Source organism: Georgenia sp. TF02-10 (assembly GCF_022759505.1).
GTDB lineage: Bacteria > Actinomycetota > Actinomycetes > Actinomycetales > Actinomycetaceae > TF02-10.
Genome location: NZ_CP094289.1, coordinates 197,947 through 218,231, shown reverse-complemented (window position 1 = coordinate 218,231; position 20,285 = coordinate 197,947). Strand labels below are relative to the sequence as shown.

At 75.3% G+C, this 20,285-nt stretch carries 15 protein-coding genes and 1 pseudogene; 12 read left to right on the top strand and 4 right to left on the bottom strand.

Annotated features, from left to right (window positions below; translation table 11 throughout):
• The first annotated feature begins 23 nt into the window (after window positions 1–23).
• From MF406_RS01055 to MF406_RS01030, 6 genes are read left to right on the top strand one after another with little or no spacing between them, the layout of a single operon-like run.
• Window positions 24–3,101 (top strand): alpha-mannosidase, encoded by a 3,078-nt coding sequence (locus MF406_RS01055; protein WP_242896191.1) that lies wholly within the window; start codon window positions 24–26, stop codon window positions 3,099–3,101.
• Window positions 3,102–3,145: 44 nt separating this feature from the next.
• The gene (locus MF406_RS01050) at window positions 3,146–4,444 is read left to right on the top strand and encodes a sugar ABC transporter substrate-binding protein (RefSeq protein WP_242896190.1); all 1,299 of its coding nucleotides are present in this window, start codon (window positions 3,146–3,148) and stop codon (window positions 4,442–4,444) included.
• Between the two features lie 3 nt (window positions 4,445–4,447).
• Window positions 4,448–5,413, top strand: a complete 966-nt coding sequence (locus MF406_RS01045; RefSeq protein ID WP_305852979.1) for a carbohydrate ABC transporter permease — start codon at window positions 4,448–4,450, stop codon at window positions 5,411–5,413.
• Complete coding sequence (locus MF406_RS01040) at window positions 5,410–6,294, top strand: carbohydrate ABC transporter permease (protein ID WP_242897901.1); 885 nt, start codon at window positions 5,410–5,412, stop codon at window positions 6,292–6,294. The genes MF406_RS01045 and MF406_RS01040 overlap by 4 nt, the downstream gene beginning before the upstream one ends.
• The gene (locus MF406_RS01035; RefSeq protein ID WP_242896189.1) at window positions 6,291–7,595 is read left to right on the top strand and encodes a glycosyl hydrolase; all 1,305 of its coding nucleotides are present in this window, start codon (window positions 6,291–6,293) and stop codon (window positions 7,593–7,595) included. Before MF406_RS01040 ends, MF406_RS01035 begins: the two co-directional genes overlap by 4 nt.
• Window positions 7,592–9,877 carry a glycoside hydrolase family 3 protein gene (locus tag MF406_RS01030; RefSeq protein WP_242896188.1) on the top strand — a complete coding sequence of 762 codons (2,286 nt, stop codon included), beginning with the start codon at window positions 7,592–7,594 and terminating at the stop codon, window positions 9,875–9,877. Before MF406_RS01035 ends, MF406_RS01030 begins: the two co-directional genes overlap by 4 nt.
• Before the next feature lie 335 nt (window positions 9,878–10,212).
• On the opposite strand, the gene MF406_RS01025 is transcribed toward MF406_RS01030, so the two are convergent.
• Window positions 10,213–11,064 carry a glycosyltransferase family A protein gene (locus MF406_RS01025; RefSeq protein ID WP_242896187.1) on the bottom strand — a complete coding sequence of 284 codons (852 nt, stop codon included), beginning with the start codon at window positions 11,062–11,064 and terminating at the stop codon, window positions 10,213–10,215.
• 282 nt (window positions 11,065–11,346) lie between these two features.
• Between MF406_RS01025 and MF406_RS01020 the strand changes: the two genes are divergently transcribed.
• Window positions 11,347–11,904, top strand: coding sequence for a hypothetical protein (locus MF406_RS01020; RefSeq protein WP_242896186.1), 558 nt, complete (start codon window positions 11,347–11,349; stop codon window positions 11,902–11,904).
• 153 nt (window positions 11,905–12,057) lie between these two features.
• Here MF406_RS01020 and MF406_RS01015 read toward each other — a convergent pair whose 3' ends face one another.
• Window positions 12,058–12,927, bottom strand: a complete 870-nt coding sequence (locus MF406_RS01015) for a glycosyltransferase family 2 protein (protein ID WP_242896185.1) — start codon at window positions 12,925–12,927, stop codon at window positions 12,058–12,060.
• Window positions 12,924–14,432, bottom strand: coding sequence for a D-glycero-beta-D-manno-heptose 1-phosphate adenylyltransferase (gene rfaE2 / locus MF406_RS01010; protein WP_242896184.1), 1,509 nt, complete (start codon window positions 14,430–14,432; stop codon window positions 12,924–12,926). Before rfaE2 ends, MF406_RS01015 begins: the two co-directional genes overlap by 4 nt.
• A 455-nt stretch (window positions 14,433–14,887) precedes the next feature.
• Here rfaE2 and MF406_RS01005 point away from each other — a divergent pair, with 455 nt between their 5' ends.
• On the top strand, window positions 14,888–16,036 hold the full coding sequence (locus tag MF406_RS01005) for a glycosyltransferase family 9 protein (protein WP_242897900.1): 1,149 nt from the start codon (window positions 14,888–14,890) through the stop codon (window positions 16,034–16,036).
• Complete coding sequence (locus MF406_RS01000) at window positions 16,033–17,019, top strand: glycosyltransferase family 9 protein (protein WP_242896183.1); 987 nt, start codon at window positions 16,033–16,035, stop codon at window positions 17,017–17,019. The genes MF406_RS01005 and MF406_RS01000 overlap by 4 nt, the downstream gene beginning before the upstream one ends.
• A 128-nt stretch (window positions 17,020–17,147) precedes the next feature.
• Here the strand turns inward: MF406_RS01000 and MF406_RS00995 are convergent.
• Window positions 17,148–18,422: pseudogene (locus MF406_RS00995) on the bottom strand (NAD(P)-binding domain-containing protein); the annotation flags it as partial.
• Between the two features lie 125 nt (window positions 18,423–18,547).
• Here MF406_RS00995 and MF406_RS00990 point away from each other — a divergent pair.
• The 3 genes from MF406_RS00990 to MF406_RS00980 are packed head-to-tail and all read left to right on the top strand — an operon-like array spanning window position 18,548 to window position 20,191.
• Window positions 18,548–19,240, top strand: a complete 693-nt coding sequence (locus MF406_RS00990; RefSeq protein ID WP_242896182.1) for a Clp protease N-terminal domain-containing protein — start codon at window positions 18,548–18,550, stop codon at window positions 19,238–19,240.
• Window positions 19,241–19,286: 46 nt separating this feature from the next.
• Window positions 19,287–20,030, top strand: a complete 744-nt coding sequence (locus tag MF406_RS00985; RefSeq protein WP_242896181.1) for a class E sortase — start codon at window positions 19,287–19,289, stop codon at window positions 20,028–20,030.
• On the top strand, window positions 20,030–20,191 hold the full coding sequence (locus MF406_RS00980) for a hypothetical protein (protein ID WP_242896180.1): 162 nt from the start codon (window positions 20,030–20,032) through the stop codon (window positions 20,189–20,191). Before MF406_RS00985 ends, MF406_RS00980 begins: the two co-directional genes overlap by 1 nt.
• The last annotated feature ends 94 nt before the right edge of the window (window positions 20,192–20,285 follow it).

Below are 20,285 nucleotides of genomic sequence, written 5' to 3'. Positions count from 1 at the left end.
GGGCAGGCCGAGGAGAGGGAGCCATGCACAGCAGCCCGCAGCGGGTCCTGGACCGCGCCGAGCGCGTCCTGCGCGAGCGCATCCAGCCCCACGTCCACACGCCGCTCGCCCCGGTCGAGGTGGCGGCGCACGAGCTCGGCGGCGAGCCGGTGCCCGTCGGCTGGGTCGTGGCCGACGGCGCCGAGCGGGTCGACTTCGCCCCGTTCGCGGTGCCGGGGGCGTGGGGAGGGGTGTGGACCACGACGTGGTTCCGGGTCACCGGCACCGTCCCCGACGGCGCGGGCACCGTCGAGCTGGTGCTCGACCTGGGCTGGTTCGACCACTCGGTCGGCGGCCACGTCGAGGGCCTCGTCTACCGGCCGGACGGCACGGTGGTCAAGGCGCTGCACCCGCGCAACGGCTGGGTCCGGCTGACCGGCCCGGGCGCCTCCCCCGACGTCCTGACCGCCGACGGCTCGTTCGTGCTGTACGTCGAGGCGGCCGCCAACCCGTTGCTGCTCGGCCTGCCGCCGTTCCTGGAGACCGGGCTGGGCGCGCAGGTGACGCCGGCCGACGACCCGTACGTGCTGCGCAGCGCCGGTCTGTCCCGGTTCGAGCAGGAGGTGTGGGAGCTCGCGCGCGACGTCGAGGTGGTCAAGGGCCTGGTCGAGCAGACGCACGACGACGACCCGCGGCACTGGCGGCTCGCCCGCGCACTGGACGCCGCGCTGGACGCCTGGGACGAGGACGACCCGTCCTCGGCGGGCGCGGCGCGCGGGGCGCTGGCCGAGGTGCTGGCCGCGCCGGCCAGCGCGAGCGCGCACGAGATCAGCGCCGTCGGGCACGCGCACATCGACTCCGCCTGGCTCTGGCCGGTCCGCGAGACCCGGCGCAAGCTCGGTCGCACCGTGTCCAACGTCCTCGCGCTCCTCGAGGCCGGCGAGCCCTTCGTCTACACGATGTCGGCGTCGCTGCACTTCCGCTGGCTGCAGGAGCGCTACCCGGACCTGTACGAGCGGGTCGTGGCGCAGGTGCGCGCCGGCAGGTTCGTCCCGGTCGGCGGCATGTGGGTCGAGCCGGACGGGATGATGCCGACCGGGGAGTCCTACGTGCGCCAGATGGCCTACGGCGTGCGCGACATGGTCGCCCGCTTCGGGACCCGCCCCCGCGAGGTCTGGCTGCCCGACTCCTTCGGCTACTCCGGCGCGCTGCCGCAGCTGGCCCGGCGGGCCGGGTTCCGCTGGTTCCTCACCCAGAAGATCTCCTGGAACGACACGACGACCTTCCCCCACCACTCGTTCTGGTGGCACGGCATCGACGGCACGCGCATCTTCACGCACTTCCCGCCGGCCGACACCTACGCGGCGGAGGTCACCGCGGCCGAGCTGCACCACGCCGTCGCCAACTTCCGGGACAAGGACGTCGCCTCGCACTCGCTGCTGTCCTTCGGGTACGGCGACGGCGGCGGCGGCCCGACCCGGGAGATGGTGGCCCGCGCGCGGCGGTTCGCCGACCTGGAGGGGGCGCCGCGCGTGGTGTCCCGCACGCCGGAGGAGTTCTTCGTGCGGGCGGAGGCCGAGCTGGCCGCGGCCCCGGACGCGCCCACCTGGTACGGCGAGCTCTACCTGGAGCTGCACCGGGGGACGTTGACCAGCCAGGTCGCGATGAAGCAGGGCAACCGCCGCGCCGAGTCGCTGCTGCGGACCGTGGAGTACCTGGCCACCGCCGCCGCGGTCCGCGCCGGCGCCCCCTACCCCCAGAGCGAGCTCGAAGACCTCTGGAAGATGGTGCTGCTCAACCAGTTCCACGACATCCTCCCGGGCTCCTCGATCCCGTGGGTGCACCGGGAGTCCCGGGACGAGTACGCCGACGTCGAGAAGCGCGCCCACGCGCTCGCGGACCGGGCGGCAGCGGCGCTCGGCGGCGGCGCCGCGGCCCCGGGCACGCTGGTGCCGGTGGGGGCCGAGCCGCGCGCGGACTGGCGTGCCGTCGGGCCCGGCGACGCCCGGCGCGCCGAGGAGCCGGTGACCGCGGCCCCGGACGACGGCGGGACGGTGCTGGACAACGGCACGCTGACGGTGCGCGTGGACGGCGACGGGCACGTCACGTCGGTGCGCGACCGGGCCACCGGCCGCGAGGTGGTCGCCCCCGGGCAGCGGCTCGGGGTGCTGCAGGTGCTCCGCGACGAGCCGGTGCGCTGGGACGCCTGGGACCTGGACCGGCACGTGCTGCGGCACCCGCGCGACCTGGTGGACGCCGAGTCCGTCACCGCCGTCGCCGAGGGGCCCGCGGCCGGTGTCACGACCGAGCGCACCTTCGGCAGCTCACGGGCCCGGACCACCTGGTGGCTGCGTCCCGGCGCCGACGCCGTGGAGCTCGAGGTGGAGGTCGACTGGCACGAGCGCGAGCACCTGCTCAAGCTCGCGCTGCCGCTGGCGGTCACCGCCCGCGAGGCCCTGCACGAGACCCAGTACGGCCTCATCCCGCGCCCGGTGCACGCCAACACCGCGGCGGACGAGGCGCAGTTCGAGACCTGCACCCACCGGTTCGTGATGCTCGAGGAGCCCGGCTGGACGGTCGGCGTCGTCAACGACGGCACCTACGGCGCGGACGTGGCCCCGCTGCCGGGCGGCACCCTGGTGCGCCCGTCGCTGGTGCGCTCGCCGCGGTTCCCGGACCCGGACACCGACCTGGGCAGGCACCGGTACCGCTTCGCGGTGGTCGCGGCCGGCTCCCGGCGCCCGACCCTGGCGGCGGCGGCCACGCTCAACGCGCCCCTGGTCGCGGCGCTGCCGGACCTGCCGCCCCTGCTGCAGACGGACCCCGAGCGCGGTGACGTCGTCGTCGACTGGGTCAAGCTCGCCGACGACGGGTCGGGCGACGTCGTCGCCCGCCTGTACGAGCCGTTCGGCGGCCACGCCCGCGCCCGCTTGCGCCCGGGCCCGGGGCTGACCGCCGCCGTCGTGCGGGAGACCGACCTGCTGGAGGAGGACCCGGTCGACCCGGCACTACCGACCGCGCTGCGCGTGGGCCCGGCCGACGGGCCCGGCGAGGCCCCGGCCGACGGGGCGCTCCTCGAGCTGGCGCCCTTCCAGGTAGCCACCCTGCGATTCACCCGCTGACGGCGACCCGTCGTCGGCATCACCCACCACATCAGGAGAGAACCATGAACAGGAACCGCTCCGCCGCCATCGCCGCCGGCGTGGCAGGCGTCGCGTTGCTCGCGTCCGCCTGCGGAGACTCGGGCGGGCAGGGCAGCGACGACGCGTCGGGCGCGTCCAGCGAGATGTCCGGGGAGATCACCTTCCAGACGTGGAACCTGAAGAACGAGAAGTACACGCCCTACTTCGAGGGACTGATCGACGCGTTCGAGTCCGAGCACCCGGGGACGACCGTCACCTGGGTCGACCAGCCGGCCGAGGGCTACCAGGAGAAGCTGTCCGCCGACGCTGCCGCCGGGTCGCTGCCCGACGTCATCGACATGGGGCCGGAGGCCGCCTACACGCTCGGCCAGGCCGGCGCGATCCTGGACATCGCCGAGGCCGACCCCGAGGCCAAGGACCTGTACCTGCCCAAGGCCTGGGAGGCGATGACCTTCGAGGGGCTGGGCGGCGGCACCTACGGCTACCCCTGGTACCTCAACACTGGCCCGTCGTTCTTCAACACCACGCTGCTCGAGCAGTGCGGCCTGGACCCGGCGAACCTCCCGACGACCTACGACGAGCTCTTCGAGCAGGCCACGACGCTGCGCGCGAGCTGCCCAGACAAGGCGATGCTCGCGCGGACACCGGTGATCGAGAACTTCGGCGAGTACGGGGTGGAGCTGATGAACGAGGACGGCACCGAGTTCACCTACAACGATCCCAAGGGCGTCGAGCTGGTGCAGAAGTTCGTCGAGCTGTACGAGGGGCAGGGCCTGACCGAGGAGTCGCTGAACAACCTGCAGACCAACGAGGTCGAGGAGTTCAAGGCCGGCCGCCTGGCATACCTGCCGGGCAGCTCCTACACCCTGAACGACCTCAAGGAGACCGCGCCCGACATCTACGACACGGTCGCGATGGGCCCACGCATCGCCAACGCCGCACCGAACATGTACATCGAGTCCCTCGTCGTCAACGCCGGCACCGAGAACCAGGAGCTGGCCACCGAGTTCGCCAAGTACGTCACCAGCTCGGAGAACCAGTTCGAGTTCGCGAAGGCGGCCAACGTGTTCCCGTCGTCGGCAGGGACGCTCGAGGACCCCTACTTCACCGAGGAGGACGGCACCCCCGAGACCCAGGTGCGGGTGGAGACGGCCCAGCAGGTGACCGAGGCGGTGGTGTGGTGGCCGCCGGCGTTCTCCGGCGCCGCGGACGCCGAGACGCTCCGCGAGCAGGTGGCGCTGGCGCTGCTCGGGGAGAAGTCGGCCCAGGAGGCCCTCGACGCCTCGGTCGAGTACTCCAACGGCCGGCTGTCCGGGAACTGATCCATGGCCCTGCCTGCCCTCGCCGACCGGGCTGCCGCCCCGGTCACGTCCCGCCCGGCGCGCCGCGCCGGGCGGGACGGCCCCGCCTCCCGGACCCACTCCCGGTGGTTCACCCCGTGGCTGTTCCTCGTCCCGGCGGTGGTCGTGGTGGGCCTGCTCGTGGTCTACCCGTTCGTCAACACCCTGCTGCTGTCCGTCACGGACTCCACCATGCTGCGGCGGGGCGAATTCGTCGGGCTCGCCAACTTCCAGCGCCTGTTCGCCGACCCACGGTTCGGCACCGCGATGCTCAACTCGAGCCTGTACGTGGTGTGCGTGGTCCCGTTCATGGTCCTGCTCCCGCTCATCCTGGCCACCCTGGTGCGCGGCAGCACCCGGATCATGGGCTTCTTCCGGACCACGTTCTACCTGCCCGTCGTCATGTCCTCGGTGATCGTCGGCCTGATCTGGACCAACATGCTGGGCAAGCAGGGCCTGGTCAACGAGCTGCTCCAGTGGCTGCAGGTGATAGCCGAACCGATCCCGTTCCTGACCGACCGCTGGCTCCTGCTGTTCTCCGCGATGTTCGTCACCGTCTGGACCGGCCTGGGGTACTACATGGTCATCTACCTGGCTGCCCTGGCGAACATCGACGACACGCTGTACGACGCCGCCGCGGTCGACGGCGCGGGAGCGGTGCGTTCGTTCCTCAACGTCACGCTGCCCGGAGTTCGCAACACCATGTTCCTGATCGGCCTGCTGTCGTCGATCGCCGCCTTCCGGGTGTTCGGCGAGGTGTACGTGCTGACCAACGGCACCGGCGGCCCGGGTGGGCAGGTCCTGACCATGACCATGCTCGTCCAGCGCGAGGGCACGGGGCTGCAGGCGCAGACCGGCTACGCCGGCGCGATCAGCCTGGTGATGTTCGTCGTCCTCGGCGCGCTGATCGCGATCCAGCTCGTCGTGCAGAACCGGCAGGAGAAGTCATGACGGTCACCGCGCCCAGCGCAACCAGCAGCGCCGCACCCCAGGCCCCGCGGCGCAGGCGTCGGGTCCGTCCGGGCACTGTCGTCCAGTACCTCGTGCTGGTCGCGATGTTCCTGCTGCTCGCGGGGCCGCTCGTGTGGCAGCTGTCCCTGTCGCTCAAGGGCGCCGGGGACGACCTGTACGCACGCCCGCCCCAGCTGGTGCCGACCGACCCGACCCTGACGAACTTCGCCGAGGTCCTGGACCGCGTCCCGGTGCTGCACTACGTCGGCAACTCGGTGGTGGTCGCCGCGTTCGTCGTCGGCGGCAACGTGGTGGGAGCCACGCTCGCCGGCTACGCCCTGGCGCGGCTGCGCTTCCGCGGGCGGAGCCTGGTGCTCGGCCTGCTGCTGACCGCGATGCTCGTGCCCGTCGAGACCGTCATCGTCTCGCAGTTCCTGCTCGTGCGGTCGATGCAGCTGCAGAACACGCTGCTCGGCGTCGCCCTGCCCACCCTGATCACCGCACTGAACGTGTTCCTCATGCGCAACGCCTTCGCGGCGATCCCGAAGGAGCTCGAGGAAGCGGCCACCATCGACGGCGCCAACGCCTGGCAGCGCTTCCTGCGCATCTGCGTCCCGCAGGTCAAGGGCGTCATCACCGTGGTCGCGATCTTCTCCTTCGTCGGCGCCTGGAACGACTTCCTGTGGCCGCTGATCGTCCTGTCCGACGACAGCCAGTACACCCTCACCGTCGGCCTGAACCGGCTGCGCGGAACCTTCTACGACGACCCCCGACTCATCGCGGCCGGCACGGTCGTGGCCCTGGTGCCGATCGTCGCCTTCTTCGCGCTGCTGCAGCGCTACTTCTTCCGCGGCCTCGAGTCCGGCGGCCTGAAAGGATGACCCCCTTGCGCTTCGGGGTGAACTACACACCGTCCCACCGCTGGTTCTACTCCTGGCACGACGTGGACTGGCGCTCCACCGAGCGTGACCTGGCCGCCGTAGCCGGGCTCGGGATGGACCACGTCCGGGTCTTTCCCCTGTGGCCGGTGCTGCAGCCCAACCGGACCTACATCGACCCCGCGGCCCTGGCCGACCTGCGCCGCACCGTCGACATCGCCGCCGCCCAGGGGCTGGAGGTGTACTTGGACGTGCTGCAGGGACACCTGTCGAGCTTCGACTTCGTGCCGTCCTGGCTCTCCTCCTGGCACCGGGGGAACATGTTCACCGACGCGGCGGTACTGCAGGCCCAGGCCGACCTGGTGACCGCCGTGCACGACGCCCTGGCGGACCAGCCGGCCTACCGGGGGCTGACGCTCGGCAACGAGCTCAACCAGTTCGCCGGCACCCCGCACCCGAGCCCGATGCCGGCCACCTCCCGCGACGTCGACACCTGGCTGGACACGCTGCTCGGCGCCGCCCCCGCCGATCCGGGACGCCTGCGGCTGCACGCCGAGTACGACGCCGTCTGGTACCTCGACGGTCACCCGTTCCTGCCGCGCCACGCCGCGCGGCAGGGCGACCTGACCGCCGTCCACTCCTGGGTCTTCAACGGCACGGCCCAGCGGTACGGCGCGGACTCCCCGCACAGCCACCGCCACGCCGAGTACCTGGTCGAGCTCGCGCGCGCGTTCGCCACGGACCCGGAGCGAGGCGTGTGGCTGCAGGAGATCGGCGCGCCCGGCAACGTCCTGGACCCGGAGCAGGTGGTGCCCTTCGCCCGGGCGAGCGTCCGGCACGCAGCGGAGTCACCAGCCCTGTGGGGCGTGACCTGGTGGTGCTCCCACGACGTCGACCCGACCCTGGGGGACTTCCCGCCCTTCGAGCACACCCTCGGCCTGATCGACCAGGGCGGCCAGGTCAAGCCGCTCGGCCACGCGTTCGCGGAGGCCGCCGCCGAGCTGCGCGACCAGGCAGCCGCGCCCGGGCGGACCACCGCGGTCGTCGTCCCGGTGGACCAGGACGACACCCCCGTCTCGCGCGCCGCGCTCGGCCCGGGCGGCTCGGTCTTCGAGGAGTGGGTGCGCCTCGCCGAGGACGGGCAGCGCCCCGCCCTGGTCACCTCCACCACCGCCACCGACCCGGACGACCTCCGCCGGCGCGGGATCACCAGGCTGCACCGGGTCGAGCCACGGGCGGGGGCGGCCTACACCTCCGTCTCGGACGAAGAGCTGGCGCCCGTCGCCGAGGCAGGCTCGAGGTGAGCAGGCTCCCGGCCGGCAGCACGGACGAGGCCAGCCCGGAGCAAACCTCGGGGCAGGACCGCGAGGCGCGGGTCCAGGCGGTCCTCGACGGGCTCGACCTGCGGCAGCGGGTCGGCCAGCTCAACCAGCGGCTGCTGGGCTGGCGCGCCGTCGAGCGGCGCGGCGGGCGCTGGGTCCTGACCGACGAGGCGCTGGCCGAGATCGAGCGCTGGTCCGGCCTGGGCGCGATCTACGGGCTCATGCGTGCCGACGCGTGGTCGGGCAGGTCCTGGGAGAACGGCGTCACCCCGGACGACCGGCTCGAGGTCGTCGACCTCGTCCAGCAGGCGGTGCGCGGCGCGAACCCGCAGGGGCTCGCCGCCTTCGTGGTCGAGGAGGCCCCGCACGGCCACCAGGCCCTCGGCGGCACGATCCTGCCCCAGAACCTCGCCCTCGCGGCGACCTGGGACCCCGACCTCCTCGAGGAGGCGAGCGCCGCCGTCGCGACCGAGCTGGCGGCCTCCGGCGTGGACCTCGCGCTCGTCTCCGGGCTGGACGTCCTGCGGGACGGGCGCTGGGGGCGCAGCGAGGAGTGCTTCGGCGAGGACCCGTTCCTCGCCGCGACCCTGGTGGGCGCCGTCGTCCGCGGGATGCAGGGCGCGGACCGGCGGCGGCTGGGCCGGGACGGTGTCGGGGTGGTGCTCAAGCACCTGGCCGCGCAGGGCGAGGCGGTCGGCGGGCGGAACGGCCAGTCCGCGATCGTCGGGCCGCGCGACCTGCACGAGATCCACCTGGCCCCCGCCGCCGCCGGCGTGCGCGCCGGGGCCGTCGGGATGATGGCCGCCTACAACGACATCGACGGCGTGCCGTGCTGCGCCAACCCCTGGCTGCTGCAGACCTGGCTGCGGCAGGAGCAGGGTTTCGACGGCATCGTCATGGCCGACGGCCTGGCCGTCGACCAGCTCCTGCCGCTGACCGGCAGCATCCCGGACGCCGGGCGGCTCGCCCTGCGCTCCGGCGTCGACGTGTCGCTGTGGGACGAGGGCTTCACGACGCTGGTGCGCTCGGCCGAGCAGGACGAGCAGACCTTCCGTGCGGTGACCGAGGCGTGCCGCCGCGTGCTGCGACTGAAGGACCGCCTCGGGCTGCTGCCCGCCCGCTCGTCGGCCCGTGCGGGGCGCGAGCGGATCGAGCTGCGCGGACGCCTGCCGCAGGCGCTGGCTGAGAGCGCCGACCTGTCCCGGCGACTGGCCGCCAGCGCCCTGGTCCTGCTGGACGGGCACATCCCGACCGAGCAGCTCCTCGCCCCCGAGGCGACCGTGCTCGTCGTCGGCCCCAACGCCGACGACGTGACGCCCTTCCTGGGTGACTACGTCCCGCCGCTGCGCGACGGTGAGTACCCGACGGTCCTGGAGCAGCTGACCGCCCGCCTGCCCGGGCGAGTTCTCACCGTCGCACCTACGGACCCCGGACTCGCCCAGGCCGTGCGGGCCGCCACCGTGGTCGTCGCGGTCCTCGGCGGCACGAGCCACCGGTCCTACGCCGACCAGTTCGATCCCAACGGCGCCGCAGCCGCGACGCGCGCCTCCGCAGGCGAGGGAGTGGACCTGGCCGACCTGCGCCTGCCGGGGCAGCAGGACGAGCTGCTCTCCGTCGTCCGTGCCGCCGCCACCGGGCCGGTGGTCTCCGTCGTCGTGGCGGGCCGCCCGCACGTCCTGACCGGCGTCCTGGCGGCCTCCGACGCGACGCTGTGGGCCGGGTATGCCGGCCCCCACGGACCGCGGGCGGTGGCCGACGCCCTGCTCGGCGACGTCGTGCCCGCCGGGCGGCTCCCGGTCACGCTGCTCCGGGCCTCGGGGGCCGGGCCGGTACGGCACAACGACCGATGGTCGCCCGACGGCGTCTACCGCGACGTGCCGTCGCCGGTCCTCCTGCCCTTCGCCCACGCGGCCGCCGGCAGCGCCCGCGTCGCCTCCGCTACGCTCACCCGCCGAGACGGACGGGTGACCGTGGAGGTGCTCGTCCAGGCGACGGGGGACGTCGACGGCGAGCTGGTGCTGCCGGTCCTCGCGCGACGCCGGGGCGGCCCCGTCCTGCCGCGTCAGCAGGAGCTCCTCGGGTTGCGCCGGGTCCGCGTCCCGGCGGGGCAGCCCGTCGTGGTGACCGTCGACCTTGCCGAGGCGGAGGTCTTCGCCCCGGTCGGGCTTGGCAGCCGGTACACCGACATCTACGTCGCCGACCTGCATGCCGGCCGCCTCGAGGCGCCGGCAGGTGCAGGGGAGCCGGCCGCGCGACCGTCCTGACCATCCAGGGTACCCCTGGCACAGCTGGGGGCCGCGGCCTAGCACCGACCCCAGCGCCTCCCGGCTGCTGAGCACCGCTCACGGCGGTGGCTCAAACGGCCGCCGCGCCCGGGCGTTCACGACCGAGACGAAGCCGGTCTTGCAGACGCGGTCGAGCGCCTCCGCGGCGGAGCTGTGTCGCAAGGGCCGCCCCCTCGACGGTGTACCGACGCTCGGCAGGCGCACTACTGGCAGCGCCGGTGGGCGGTTCAAGCTCGGCGACGCGCAGGGCCCAGGCGGCTGACGCGTGCGATCGCCCTACCGGCGGCCCAGGTCGGCCCTGGCGTCCGCCTGCTCTACCGAGCGGCAGCGCGGCGGGTGGCGACCCGGACGGCCGCGGCCATGCCGCCGTCGCCGTAGGTGATCTCCCCGAGCGGGACGGACGGGTCCGCCGTGGCGACGTCCTCCCACCGCGCCTGGACGTCCATGGCCCGGCGCTCCAGCCCCAGCAGCGCCTCGCGCAGGTGGTCGGCGAAGAGCGGGCGGTGCTTGTCGATGATCCGCCCGTACAGCTCCAGCCGGCGCTCCATCGAGCGGACGTTCGCCGAGGCGGGCGCCGTGCGGTAGTTGATCAGCGGCTCCGGGACGACGGCGGCCCGCCCGCCCCGGGCGAGCAGCGTTAGGAAGAAGTCCCAGTCCTCGAACCCGTCGCGCATCGTCTCGTCGTATCCGCCGGCCGCCTGCCAGGCGGCCCGGCGCAGCACCGCGTTCGCCGGGCAGGCGTTGCGGTGCAGGAACTCCACCACGCCGCCGCCCGGCGGGCGCACGACGGCGTCCACGGCACCGTGCATGCGCAGCCAGGACGAGGCCGCGACGACCTCGGGATCCTCATCGAGCAGGCGGGTCGTGCGTTCGAGGAACGTCGGGGCCAGCTGGTCGTCGCCGTCGAGCACCGCGACGAGCGAGGTCTCGGTCGCCGCGATGCCGGCGTTCCGGGCGGCGCTCACCCCGGCGTTGGCCTGGTGCAGGACCCGTGCCCGCCCGGAGGTCTCGATCCGGTCGAGGACGGCGAGGGAGCGGGGATCGGTCGAGCCGTCGTCGATGACGACGACGGCGTGGGGCGGCTCGGTCTGCTCCGTCGCCGAGGCCACGGCGTCGGCGACCAGCTCGCCCTGGTCGTGGGCCGTGATGACGACACTGACGAGCACAGCTCATGCTCCCACCGGCCCGGCAGGTGCGGGGGCCTGGGCCGGTGACCACGCGACCGAGCACCGACGTCGCGACGGCGGCCGGCCGCCGTTGTCAGGGAAGGCGGCCGTGGGCCTCCCGTGACGCGCCCCGTCGCCGTCGTCTGCGAGACGGGCATCGGGCACCTGGGCGCTCGCCCGGTCCCGGTTGCGGCCGGCACGGGCCTGGCCGACGGTGGACGGGTGACCGGGCCGACAGTCCGCGGCCCGGCGGGTTCGTCCGTCACCTCACAAGGAGTCCGCATGAACGCCCAGAGCGCGTCCGACATCATCGCCGGCTGGCCCGAGGAATCCCGCGAGGCCGCTCAGCTGGTCATCGACAAGTACGGCGAGCCGCAGGAGAGCACGCCCTCCTACCTCATCTGGCTGCGGCCGGGACCGTGGAAGCGGATGGTCGCCTCCAAGGACTTCGTCGAGCACCACTTCCCCATCCCGCACATCGACTCGGTCACCTCGGTGCTGGACTACCGGGTGCCGCCGGAGAAGGCCACGGACCTCGCGCGCTTCGACGGCAGCGTGGTGGTCGGCCGGACCGAGGGCGAGGTCTCCGCGCGCTGCCACGACGAGGAGGCGAACAACCTCGCGCTCAACCTCATGCACGACATCGTCACCGGCGCCAAGACCGTCGACGACGCCCGGCAGTACTACGCCAAGGAGTTCCTCGACGTCCGCCGCGGCCGGCCCACGCCCTACATGAGCGAGCTCCGGGTGCCAGCCACGGTCGCCCCGGACCCCGACCGGCGCGTCCTCTCCGACACCCAGCTCGAGGAGGCGCAGCAGGAGGGCAAGCAGGCCTCGTAGGAGCGGGCGGGCGGGGCAGGCCCGGTCGAGTCGGCCCTCAGCCGGGCAGCCGGCAGTCCGCCAGGCAGCCGGCCGTCAGCGAGGCAGCCGGCCCTCAGCCAGGCAGCCGGCCGCTGGCGAGCAGCCATCAGCCCGGCCCGACCCAACGCCACCTCACCCCTCACCCCCGTCCGCGAAGACGACGTCGAAGGCGTCCACGTCCCGCTCGACCACCGTCGTCGGCGCCTCCAGGTGCACCGCGCCGCTGGGCACGATGCCCGCGCCGCCGAACCGCTCCATCACCCGCCACTGGGCGGCCACGTCCTCCCCGGAGTGCTGCACCGGCAGCTCGGGCCAGAAGTCGAACCCGCCGCAGGCGAGAAGGGCCGCGCGGCGGTAGAGCACGCAGCCCCCCACCCAGGCCACCTTGTACGCGAGCCAGCCGCCGTCGGCGACGTCCAGCCCGGCGGCCAGGTGGGTGAGGTTCGCGGCGTTGTGCAGCGGCCACCGGTCGAACGCCGGCGTCCCCCGCCGGACCCGCTCGGGCCGGACCGGCCCCGCCCAGGGCTCGAACGCGGCCCGCTCGGCCGGCCGGTCGTCGTCCAGGTAGGACAGCCCCTGGACCGCCGCCCCGACGACCCCGCACCCCAGGGCTTCGATCGCCGCGTGCAGCCGGGCCAGCATCCCCGGCTCCAGCCACACGTCGTCGTCGAGGAAGAGCACGTGCTCGGCCGTCGCGGCGTCGAGCAGGAACTGCCGCTGCTCGGCCAGGCCCCGGCGCGGCAGGTGGCGCAGCACCTCGACCGGCCGGCCCTGCGCCCGGAGCACCCGGACCATGGCCGTCACCGCCGGGTCCCGCCCCGCCGCGCCGTCGTCCGACTGGTCGCTGACCACCACCCGGAACGGCGGGTCGTCCTGGGCGGCGAGCCCGGCCAGGGTGACGGCCAGCTCGGCCGTGCGCCCGCAGGTGGGCACGAGCACGTCCACCACCGCGGCCGGCGGCTCCGCCGGCTGCGCCCACCGCCCGGACCACCGTCGGCTCACGCAGGGCCCTCCCCGCCCGCCACCGCCGGCTCCTGCGCCCGGATCCGGTGCACGACGGCGGTGGTGGAGCGGGCCGGGACGTAGTCCAGCATGCGCACCTGGCCGCCGTAGGCCGTGACCGCGCCGGCCTCGGGCAGCATCTCGGGCGTGTAGTCCCCGCCCTTGGCGTAGACGTCCGGGCGGATCCGCTCGATCAGCGGGATCGGGGTGTCGGTGTCGAAGACGGTGACGTAGTCCACGCAGGCGAGCGCGGCGAGCACCGCCGCCCGGTCGCCCTCGCCGTTGATCGGCCGCCCCGGGCCCTTCAGCCGGCGCACCGAGCTGTCCGCGTTGACCGCGACGACGAGGACGTCGCCGAGCTCCTTGGCCTGCTCCAGGTAGCGGGTGTGCCCGCGGTGGAGCACGTCGAAGCAGCCGTTGGTGAAGACGATGCGCCGTCCGGCGGCCCGCTCGCGCGCCAGCCCGGCGAGGAGCTCGGCCTCGCCCAGGGCGCCGTCGGCGCTGCCGCCGAGCCGCTGGGCCAGCTGGGCGCTGGTGCACACCGCGGTGCCCGGCTGGGCGACGACGACGTCGGCGGCGGCCTGCGCCAGGTCCGTCGCGGCCGGCAGCGGCAGCCCGCCGGCGACGGCGAGGGTGAGGGCGGCGACGAACGTGTCACCCGCGCCGGTGGTGTTCTTCTCCTCCGCGGGCCGGGCGCGGGTGCGGTGCGGCGGGGCGTCCGGGGTGAGCAGCACGGTGCCGTCCCGGTCCAGCGTGACCACCACCGCGCCCGCGCCGGTGGCGGCGAGGATCTCCGGGGCCAGCCGCGCCACCGCCGCCAGCCTGTCCGGCCCCGCGGGCAGCGGCCGGCCGAGCAGCCCGGCCACCTCGCCCGCGTTGGGCGTGGCGACGGCGGGGTGCAGGACCGCCCAGGGCGCCAGCTCGTGCCCGTCGACGACGGTCAGCGGCGGCCGGCGCTCGCGCCCGGTCAGCGCGGCGTGCACCGGGCCGGTGAGGGCGTCCCCGCGGTAGTCGCAGATCACCTCGGCCGCCGCGCCGGCGGTGGCGGCCAGCGCCGCCTCGGCCAGCTCGTGCAGCGCCGCCGGCGGGTAGCCCTGGCCGGGCTCCTCGTCCACCCGCAGCAGCACCTGGTCGGCCGCGAGGACCCGGCTCTTGACGGTGGTCGGGACGCCGGGCGCCACGACCACGCCGGTGACGTCGACGCCGCCCTCGGTGAGGATGTCCAGCAGCCGGCGGCCGTTCTCGTCGTCCCCGACCAGCCCGGCGAGCCGGACCTGGGCGCCCAGCGCGGCAAGGTTCATCGCGGTGTTCGCGGCCCCGCCGGCGGCATAGCGCCGCCCGGTCAGCTGCACGACCGGGGCGGGCGCCTCCCGGGTCATCCGCCGGGCCTGCCCCGTCCACCAGCCGTCCAGGATGAGGTCCCCGACGACGGCGACCACCGGCGCGGCGGCGCCCAGCTCCTCGACGGCAGCGGCCAGGGCGATGGACGCAGGGGAACCCGTCATGGTCGAACCTCCTCAGCAGCCGACGACCTCAGCAGAGAAGCACGTTCTTCTCCTTCTCGCCTCTCGGTCTCGGCTCCCGGGTGGCGGCTGTGCTTGTGCGGCGGGCCGTTCTCCGCACGGTCCTGCGCCGTCCCGGGTTTGCCCGCGCCGCGCCCCGCCGCTAAGAAGGGCTGACCGGCGGTGGTCGGTCGACCTGCCCGCTCGCCGGACCGACGACCCGCCGACCGGCGACCGCCGACTGCTGGCCCGGCCCGGGCAGCGAACCGCCGAGAGGAGCGCGCGTGAACGTCGCCAGCGCCGGGTCCGCAGACCCGGGGACCGCACCTGCCGGCGGCCCCGCGCCGCCCGCCGGACCGGCCGCCGTCGCCGAGCCGGGCGCCGCCGCCCCGCCCGTGCCCGCGTCACCGCCCGCCGTCCCATCGCCGTCCGCCGCACCGGCTGCTGCCGCCCCGCCCGTGCCCGCGTCACCGCCCGCCGCACCGGCCGCCGTCGCCGTCGGCCCGCTCCACCCCCGCTTCGAGGACGTCGAACGCATCGCCGTCCTCCGCGGCGGCGGGCTGGGGGACCTGCTCTTCGCCCTGCCCGCGGTCCAGGCCCTCGCCGACGCCTACCCCGGCGCCCGGATCACCCTCCTCGGCACCCCGATGCACGCCGCCCTGCTGACCGGCCGGCCCGGTCCGGTGGACGAGGTCGCGGTGCTCCCGGTCGCCCCCGGGGTCCGCGAGGTGCCGGGCCGGGCCGAGGACCCCGCCGAGACCGCCCGCTTCGTCGCCGGGCTCGCGGCGCAGCGGCTCGACCTGGCCGTGCAGGTCCACGGCGGCGGCCGGTTCTCCAACCCCTTCCTGCTGCGCCTCGGCGCCCGGCACACCGTCGGCACCCGCACCCCCGACGCCGCCGCCCTCGAGCGGACCATGCCCTACCGCTACTACCAGCACGAGGTCCTGCGGGCGCTGGAGGTCGTCGGCCTGGCCGGCGCGCCCGCCACCCAGCTCGAGCCGCACGTCGCCGTCACCGCCGCCGAACGGGACCGCGGCGCCCGGGTCCGCCTGCCCGGGGCCCGCCCGCTGCTCGCGATCCACCCGGGGGCCACCGACCCGCGGCGGCGCTGGCCGGCCGAGCGGTTCGCCCAGGTCGCGGCCGCCGCGGCGGAGGCGGGTGGGCAGGTGGTGGTGGTCGGCGACGAGACGGACGTCCCGGCCGCGGAGCAGATCGTCACCGGCGCCCAGGACCGCCTCGAGGGGCCGGCCCGCGGGCTGGTCTCCTCCCTCGCCGGCCGGCTCGGCCTGGCCGAGCTGCCCGGCCTGCTCGCCGAGGCCGACGTCCTGCTGGGCAACGACAGCGGACCGCGGCACCTCGCCCAGGCGGTGGGCACGGCGACGGTGGGGGTCTACTGGTTCGGCAACGTCATCAACGCCGGGCCGCTGGGCCGGGCGCGGCACCGGGTGCACCTCGCCTGGCGCACCGCCTGCCCGGTCTGCGGCGTCGACGTCACCGACGAGACCCTCCCGCGCTGCCCGCACGACGAATCCTTCGTCGCCGACGTCGCCCCGGGCCCGGTCGTCGAGGACGTCCTGGAGCTGCTGGGCCGCGGGGCGGGCGGATGAGACGGCTCGGTCCCCCGGACGGGCGGCCCGAGCTGCTCGCCCTGCGCGCCCTGAAGCTCGGCGACCTGCTGGTCGCGGTCCCCGCCCTGCACGCCCTGCGCCGCGCCTACCCCGCGCACCGGCTCGTCCTGGCCGTGCCCGGCTGGCTGGAGGACATCGTCGACCTGGTCGGCGGGGTGGACGCCCTGCTGCCCACCCCCGGGCTGGACGACCCGCTCCCGCTGCCGCCGGGCCGCGTCGACGTCGCGGTGAACCTGCACGGCAACGGCGCCGAGAGCGCCGGCCTGCTCGCCGCCCCGCGCCCGCGGCTCACCATCGCCCACCGCGGCCACGGGATCACCGACGGCCCGGACTGGCAGGACGGCGTGCACGAGCGGGTCCGGTGGGCCCGGCTGGTCACCGCCTTCGGGGCCCCGGCCGACCCGGACGACGTCGGCCTGCTGACCCCGCCGACCGCGACGCCCTGGCCCGGGGCCACCGTGGTCCACGTCGGCGCCTTCTACGGCTCGCGGCAGTGGCCCGTCGACCGGTTCGCGGGTGTGGCGGCCGCGCTCCGGGCGGAGGGCCGGCACGTGGTGCTCACGGGCAGCGGCCGCGAGCGGGCCCGGGCGACGGCGGTCGCCCGCCTGGCCGGGTTCGACGACGACGCCGTGCTCGCCGGCCGCCAGACCCTCGCCGAGCTCGCCGCCCTCGTCGCGGCCGCCCGGCTGGTCGTCTCCGCCGACACCGGCGCCGCCCACCTCGCCTCCGCCTACCGGGTGCCCTCGGTGGTCCTGTTCGGCCCGGCGCCGCCGGAGGAGTGGGGACCCCCCGCCCACGGCCCGCACGTCGTGCTCACCGACGCCCGCGTGCGTCGCGGGGCGACCTTCGCCGACGAGCCCGACCCGGCCCTGCTCGCGGTCACGGTCGAGGACGTGCTGGCAGCCGCCCGCTCGCTGGCCGAGGTGCCCGCGTCGCGGGCGGCCGGGAACGCGGCCCGCTGAGGCTCAGCGCCGGGGTCAGCCTCAGCCGACGAGCGTCCGCGCACCGCGTTCCGTCCGGCACCCCGGTGAACGCTGCCGGCCCCGTGCCCGACGGTGGACCCGCCGTCGTCGCTCGAGCGTAGGTGCGTGAGGATGCGGGTGACTGCCTCCCGGCCGGCGCGGTTGGCGCCGACCGTGGACGACGACGGCCCGTACCCGACGAGGTGCAGGCGTGGTTCGTCGGCCACCTGGGTGCCGGCCATGGTGATGCCGCCGCCGCGGCCGCGCAGGCCCAGCGGGCGCAGGTGGCCCAGCGCGGCGCGGAACCCAGTGGCCCAGAGGATGACGTCGGCCGGCTGGAGGTAGCCGTCGGCCATGCGGACACCGTCGGGCTCGATGCGGGTGAACATCGGGTGGCGGTCGAGCACGCCGCGCTCGGCGGCCGCGCGGAGCTCGGGCCGCCAGATCAGCCCGGTGACGGAGACGACGCTCCGCGGCGGCAGGCCCTGCCGGACGCGCTCCTCGACGAGCGCGACCGCCCGGCGTCCGGCCTCGGGGTCGAAGTCCTCGTCCCGCCAGACCGGTTCGCGGCGGGTGACCCACGTCGTCGTCGCTACGTGGGAGATCTCCTCGAGCAGCTGGACGGCGGAGATTCCGCCGCCGACCACCACCACGTGCTGGCCGGCGAGCTCCTCGGCGCTGACGTAGTCGGCCACGTGCAGCTGACGGCCGCGGAAGCTCTCCTGGCCGGGGTATCGCGGCCAGAACGGCTTGGTCCAGGTACCTGTCGCGTTGATGACGGCGCGGGCGGCGAAGGTGCCGGCGTCGGAGGTGACGAGCAGGCGGCCGTGGGGGTCGTCGTCGGCGCGCCGGACGTCGCGGACCCGCACGGGGCGGAGCACGCCGAGGTCGAGCGCGTGCTCGTAGTCGGCGAAGTAGGCGGGCAGCACGTCGACGCTGGCCGCCTGCGGGTTGACCTCGGGCTGGGCCATCCCGGGCAGGTCGTAGATGTTGTTGACGGTCGCCATCCGCAAGGAGCGCCATCGGTGGCGCCACGCCCCGCCCGGCCCGTCCTCGGCGTCGAGGATGACGTACGTCCCCGCCCTACCGTCGCGGCGGGAGACGTCATCTCCTCGGCGAGGAGTTATGTCGTCCATGTCGTCTCCGAGCGCCGGGACCAGTCCACGGCGGCGGAGGTGGTAGCCGGCCGAGAGCCCGGCCTGCCCCGCGCCGATCACGACGACGTCGACACGGACCAGCTCAGAGGCAGGGCTGCCGGCAACGTCCACCGACAGAGCACCCGTCGCGCTCAGACCCGCACGGGCGGCCGGCGGCGACGAGATCGGTGAGGCGGACACGTCGACGACAACGCGGACCGACGACCCAAGCCTTCCGGACGGCGCGGCTGCATCGGCCATGCGCATGCCCCCGTCGAGCCCAAGCATGGGCACGACGGCGTGTGGCCGGCTGAGGCCCGTTCGGCTCGCCACGTCCGGGCGGCCGCAGGTCCGCCGTTGCCCCCTCAGCAGCGTCAACGTAGCGTTGACGCATGGACATCGAGGGCGAGGCCGCCCGGCTGGCCGACTCGATCGCCGCCGAGCACGGCGACGACCCACGCGGCGCGCTCGCGGCGGCCCAGCGGCTGGAGGCCGAGCTGGCCCTGACCGGGGAGCACGTGCTGCGCCGTGTCGTGGCGAAGGTCCGCGATGCCGGGCTGTCCTGGAGCGAGGTCGGTGACGTGCTGGGCGTCAGCAAGCAGGCGGCGCAGCAGCGATTCGCCGGTCCCGCGTCCGGTGGACGGGTCGTCGTCGGGGAGGGGCTGTTCGGCAGGTTCGACGAGCACCTGCGCGCAGCCTTGGCACAGGCGGTGGGGCACGCCGCGGACGTGGGCGCCGAGCAGCTGAGCGCGGCCCACCTGCTCGTCGGCCTGGCCGGCGTCCCGGCCGGCTCTGGGGCGGCGATCCTGCAGAGCCTGGACCCGGACGGCGCCGCCCTGGCCGAGGTCTCCGCCCCGCGCCAGCGGAGGTGGCGCCGTCGGCGCACGCCGCTGCCGTTCTCCGCCGACGCGCGGGCGGCCATCGAGGGCCTCGGCCGGGTGGCCGACGAGCAGAACCTGCCGGCCGTCGGGACCGAGCACCTGCTCCTGGTCCTCGCCGCCGACGCCACGACCGACGTCGGCCGGGCGCTGCAGGCCCGCGGCATCACGGCGGCGGTGGTGGCCGAGCGCCTCGACGGGCCCTGACCGGTCCGCCGCCGCGCACCACCGCTGCCGTGGCAGGCTGTCTGTGATGACCACCGCCGTCCAGCCCCGTCGCACCCGGCCCGAGCGCGGCCGCGGCCGCCGCGGCTCCCGGGCGCTCGGCGTCCTCGGCGAGCTGCTCCTCACCGCCGGGGTGCTCCTCGGGCTGTTCGTGGTCTGGCAGGTGTGGTGGACCGACGTCGAGGCCGGCCAGGAGCAGGCGACGGCGGTGGCCGCCATCACCGAGCGGTTCGAGCCGCCCGCCGCGGACCAGCCCGCCACGCTGCGCACAGACGACCCGCCCGCGCCGGCCCCACCCGCCGAGGGGGAGCAGTTCGCCATCCTGCACGTCCCCCGGTGGGGCCTGGACCAGCCGATCCCGATCGCCGAGGGCGTCGGCACGGACGTCCTCAACTCCGGCGCCGCCGGCCACTACCCCGGCACCGCGCTGCCCGGCGCCGTCGGCAACGCCGCGCTCGCCGCCCACCGGCAGAGCTACGGCGCGGCCTTCCGGCACGTCGACGCCCTGCAGGAGGGCGACCCGCTCGTCGTCGAGAGCGCCGAGGCCTGGCTGGTGTACCGGGTGACCGGGCACGAGATCGTCACCCCGGACCGCTCCGACGTCATCGCCCCCGTCCCCGGGGCGCCCGGCGAGGCACCGACGCAGCGGCTCCTCACCCTCACCACCTGCCACCCGCTGTGGAGCACCGCCGAGCGGTGGATCGTCCACGCCGCCCTGGACGGCTGGGTGCCCCGCGCCGAGGGCGTCCCCGCCGAGATGGAGGCCTCCTGATGTACGCAGCGCTCTGGCGGCTGCTGCCCGGCCCGCGCTGGGTCAAGGCGCTCACGGCCGTGGCGCTCGCGGCCGTCGTCGTCGCCTGCCTGTTCACGTGGGTCTTCCCCGCGGTGGCCGAGACGCTCGAGCTCTTCGACACCACGGTCGCCGGCGGCTGACCGCCGGGCCGGGCCGCGTTGCCCGCCCCCGACGAGGGCCGGGGGAGTGCCGCCCCCGGACGGCGAGCGCCGGCGGAGCGCCGCCCGCCGACGG

Bases quoted from the DNA above. Each gene is read 5' to 3' on its own strand.
- MF406_RS01055 (WP_242896191.1), top strand. From the start codon at position 24: ATGCACAGCAGCCCGCAGCGGGTCCTGGACCGCGCCGAGCGCGTCCTG.
- MF406_RS01050 (WP_242896190.1), top strand. From the start codon at position 3,146: ATGAACAGGAACCGCTCCGCCGCCATCGCCGCCGGCGTGGCAGGCGTC.
- MF406_RS01045 (WP_305852979.1), top strand. From the start codon at position 4,448: ATGGCCCTGCCTGCCCTCGCCGACCGGGCTGCCGCCCCGGTCACGTCC.
- MF406_RS01040 (WP_242897901.1), top strand. From the start codon at position 5,410: ATGACGGTCACCGCGCCCAGCGCAACCAGCAGCGCCGCACCCCAGGCC.
- MF406_RS01035 (WP_242896189.1), top strand. From the start codon at position 6,291: ATGACCCCCTTGCGCTTCGGGGTGAACTACACACCGTCCCACCGCTGG.
- MF406_RS01020 (WP_242896186.1), top strand. From the start codon at position 11,347: ATGAACGCCCAGAGCGCGTCCGACATCATCGCCGGCTGGCCCGAGGAA.
- rfaE2 (WP_242896184.1), bottom strand. From the start codon at position 14,432: ATGACGGGTTCCCCTGCGTCCATCGCCCTGGCCGCTGCCGTCGAGGAG.
- MF406_RS01000 (WP_242896183.1), top strand. From the start codon at position 16,033: ATGAGACGGCTCGGTCCCCCGGACGGGCGGCCCGAGCTGCTCGCCCTG.
- MF406_RS00990 (WP_242896182.1), top strand. From the start codon at position 18,548: ATGGACATCGAGGGCGAGGCCGCCCGGCTGGCCGACTCGATCGCCGCC.
- MF406_RS00985 (WP_242896181.1), top strand. From the start codon at position 19,287: ATGACCACCGCCGTCCAGCCCCGTCGCACCCGGCCCGAGCGCGGCCGC.
- MF406_RS00980 (WP_242896180.1), top strand. From the start codon at position 20,030: ATGTACGCAGCGCTCTGGCGGCTGCTGCCCGGCCCGCGCTGGGTCAAG.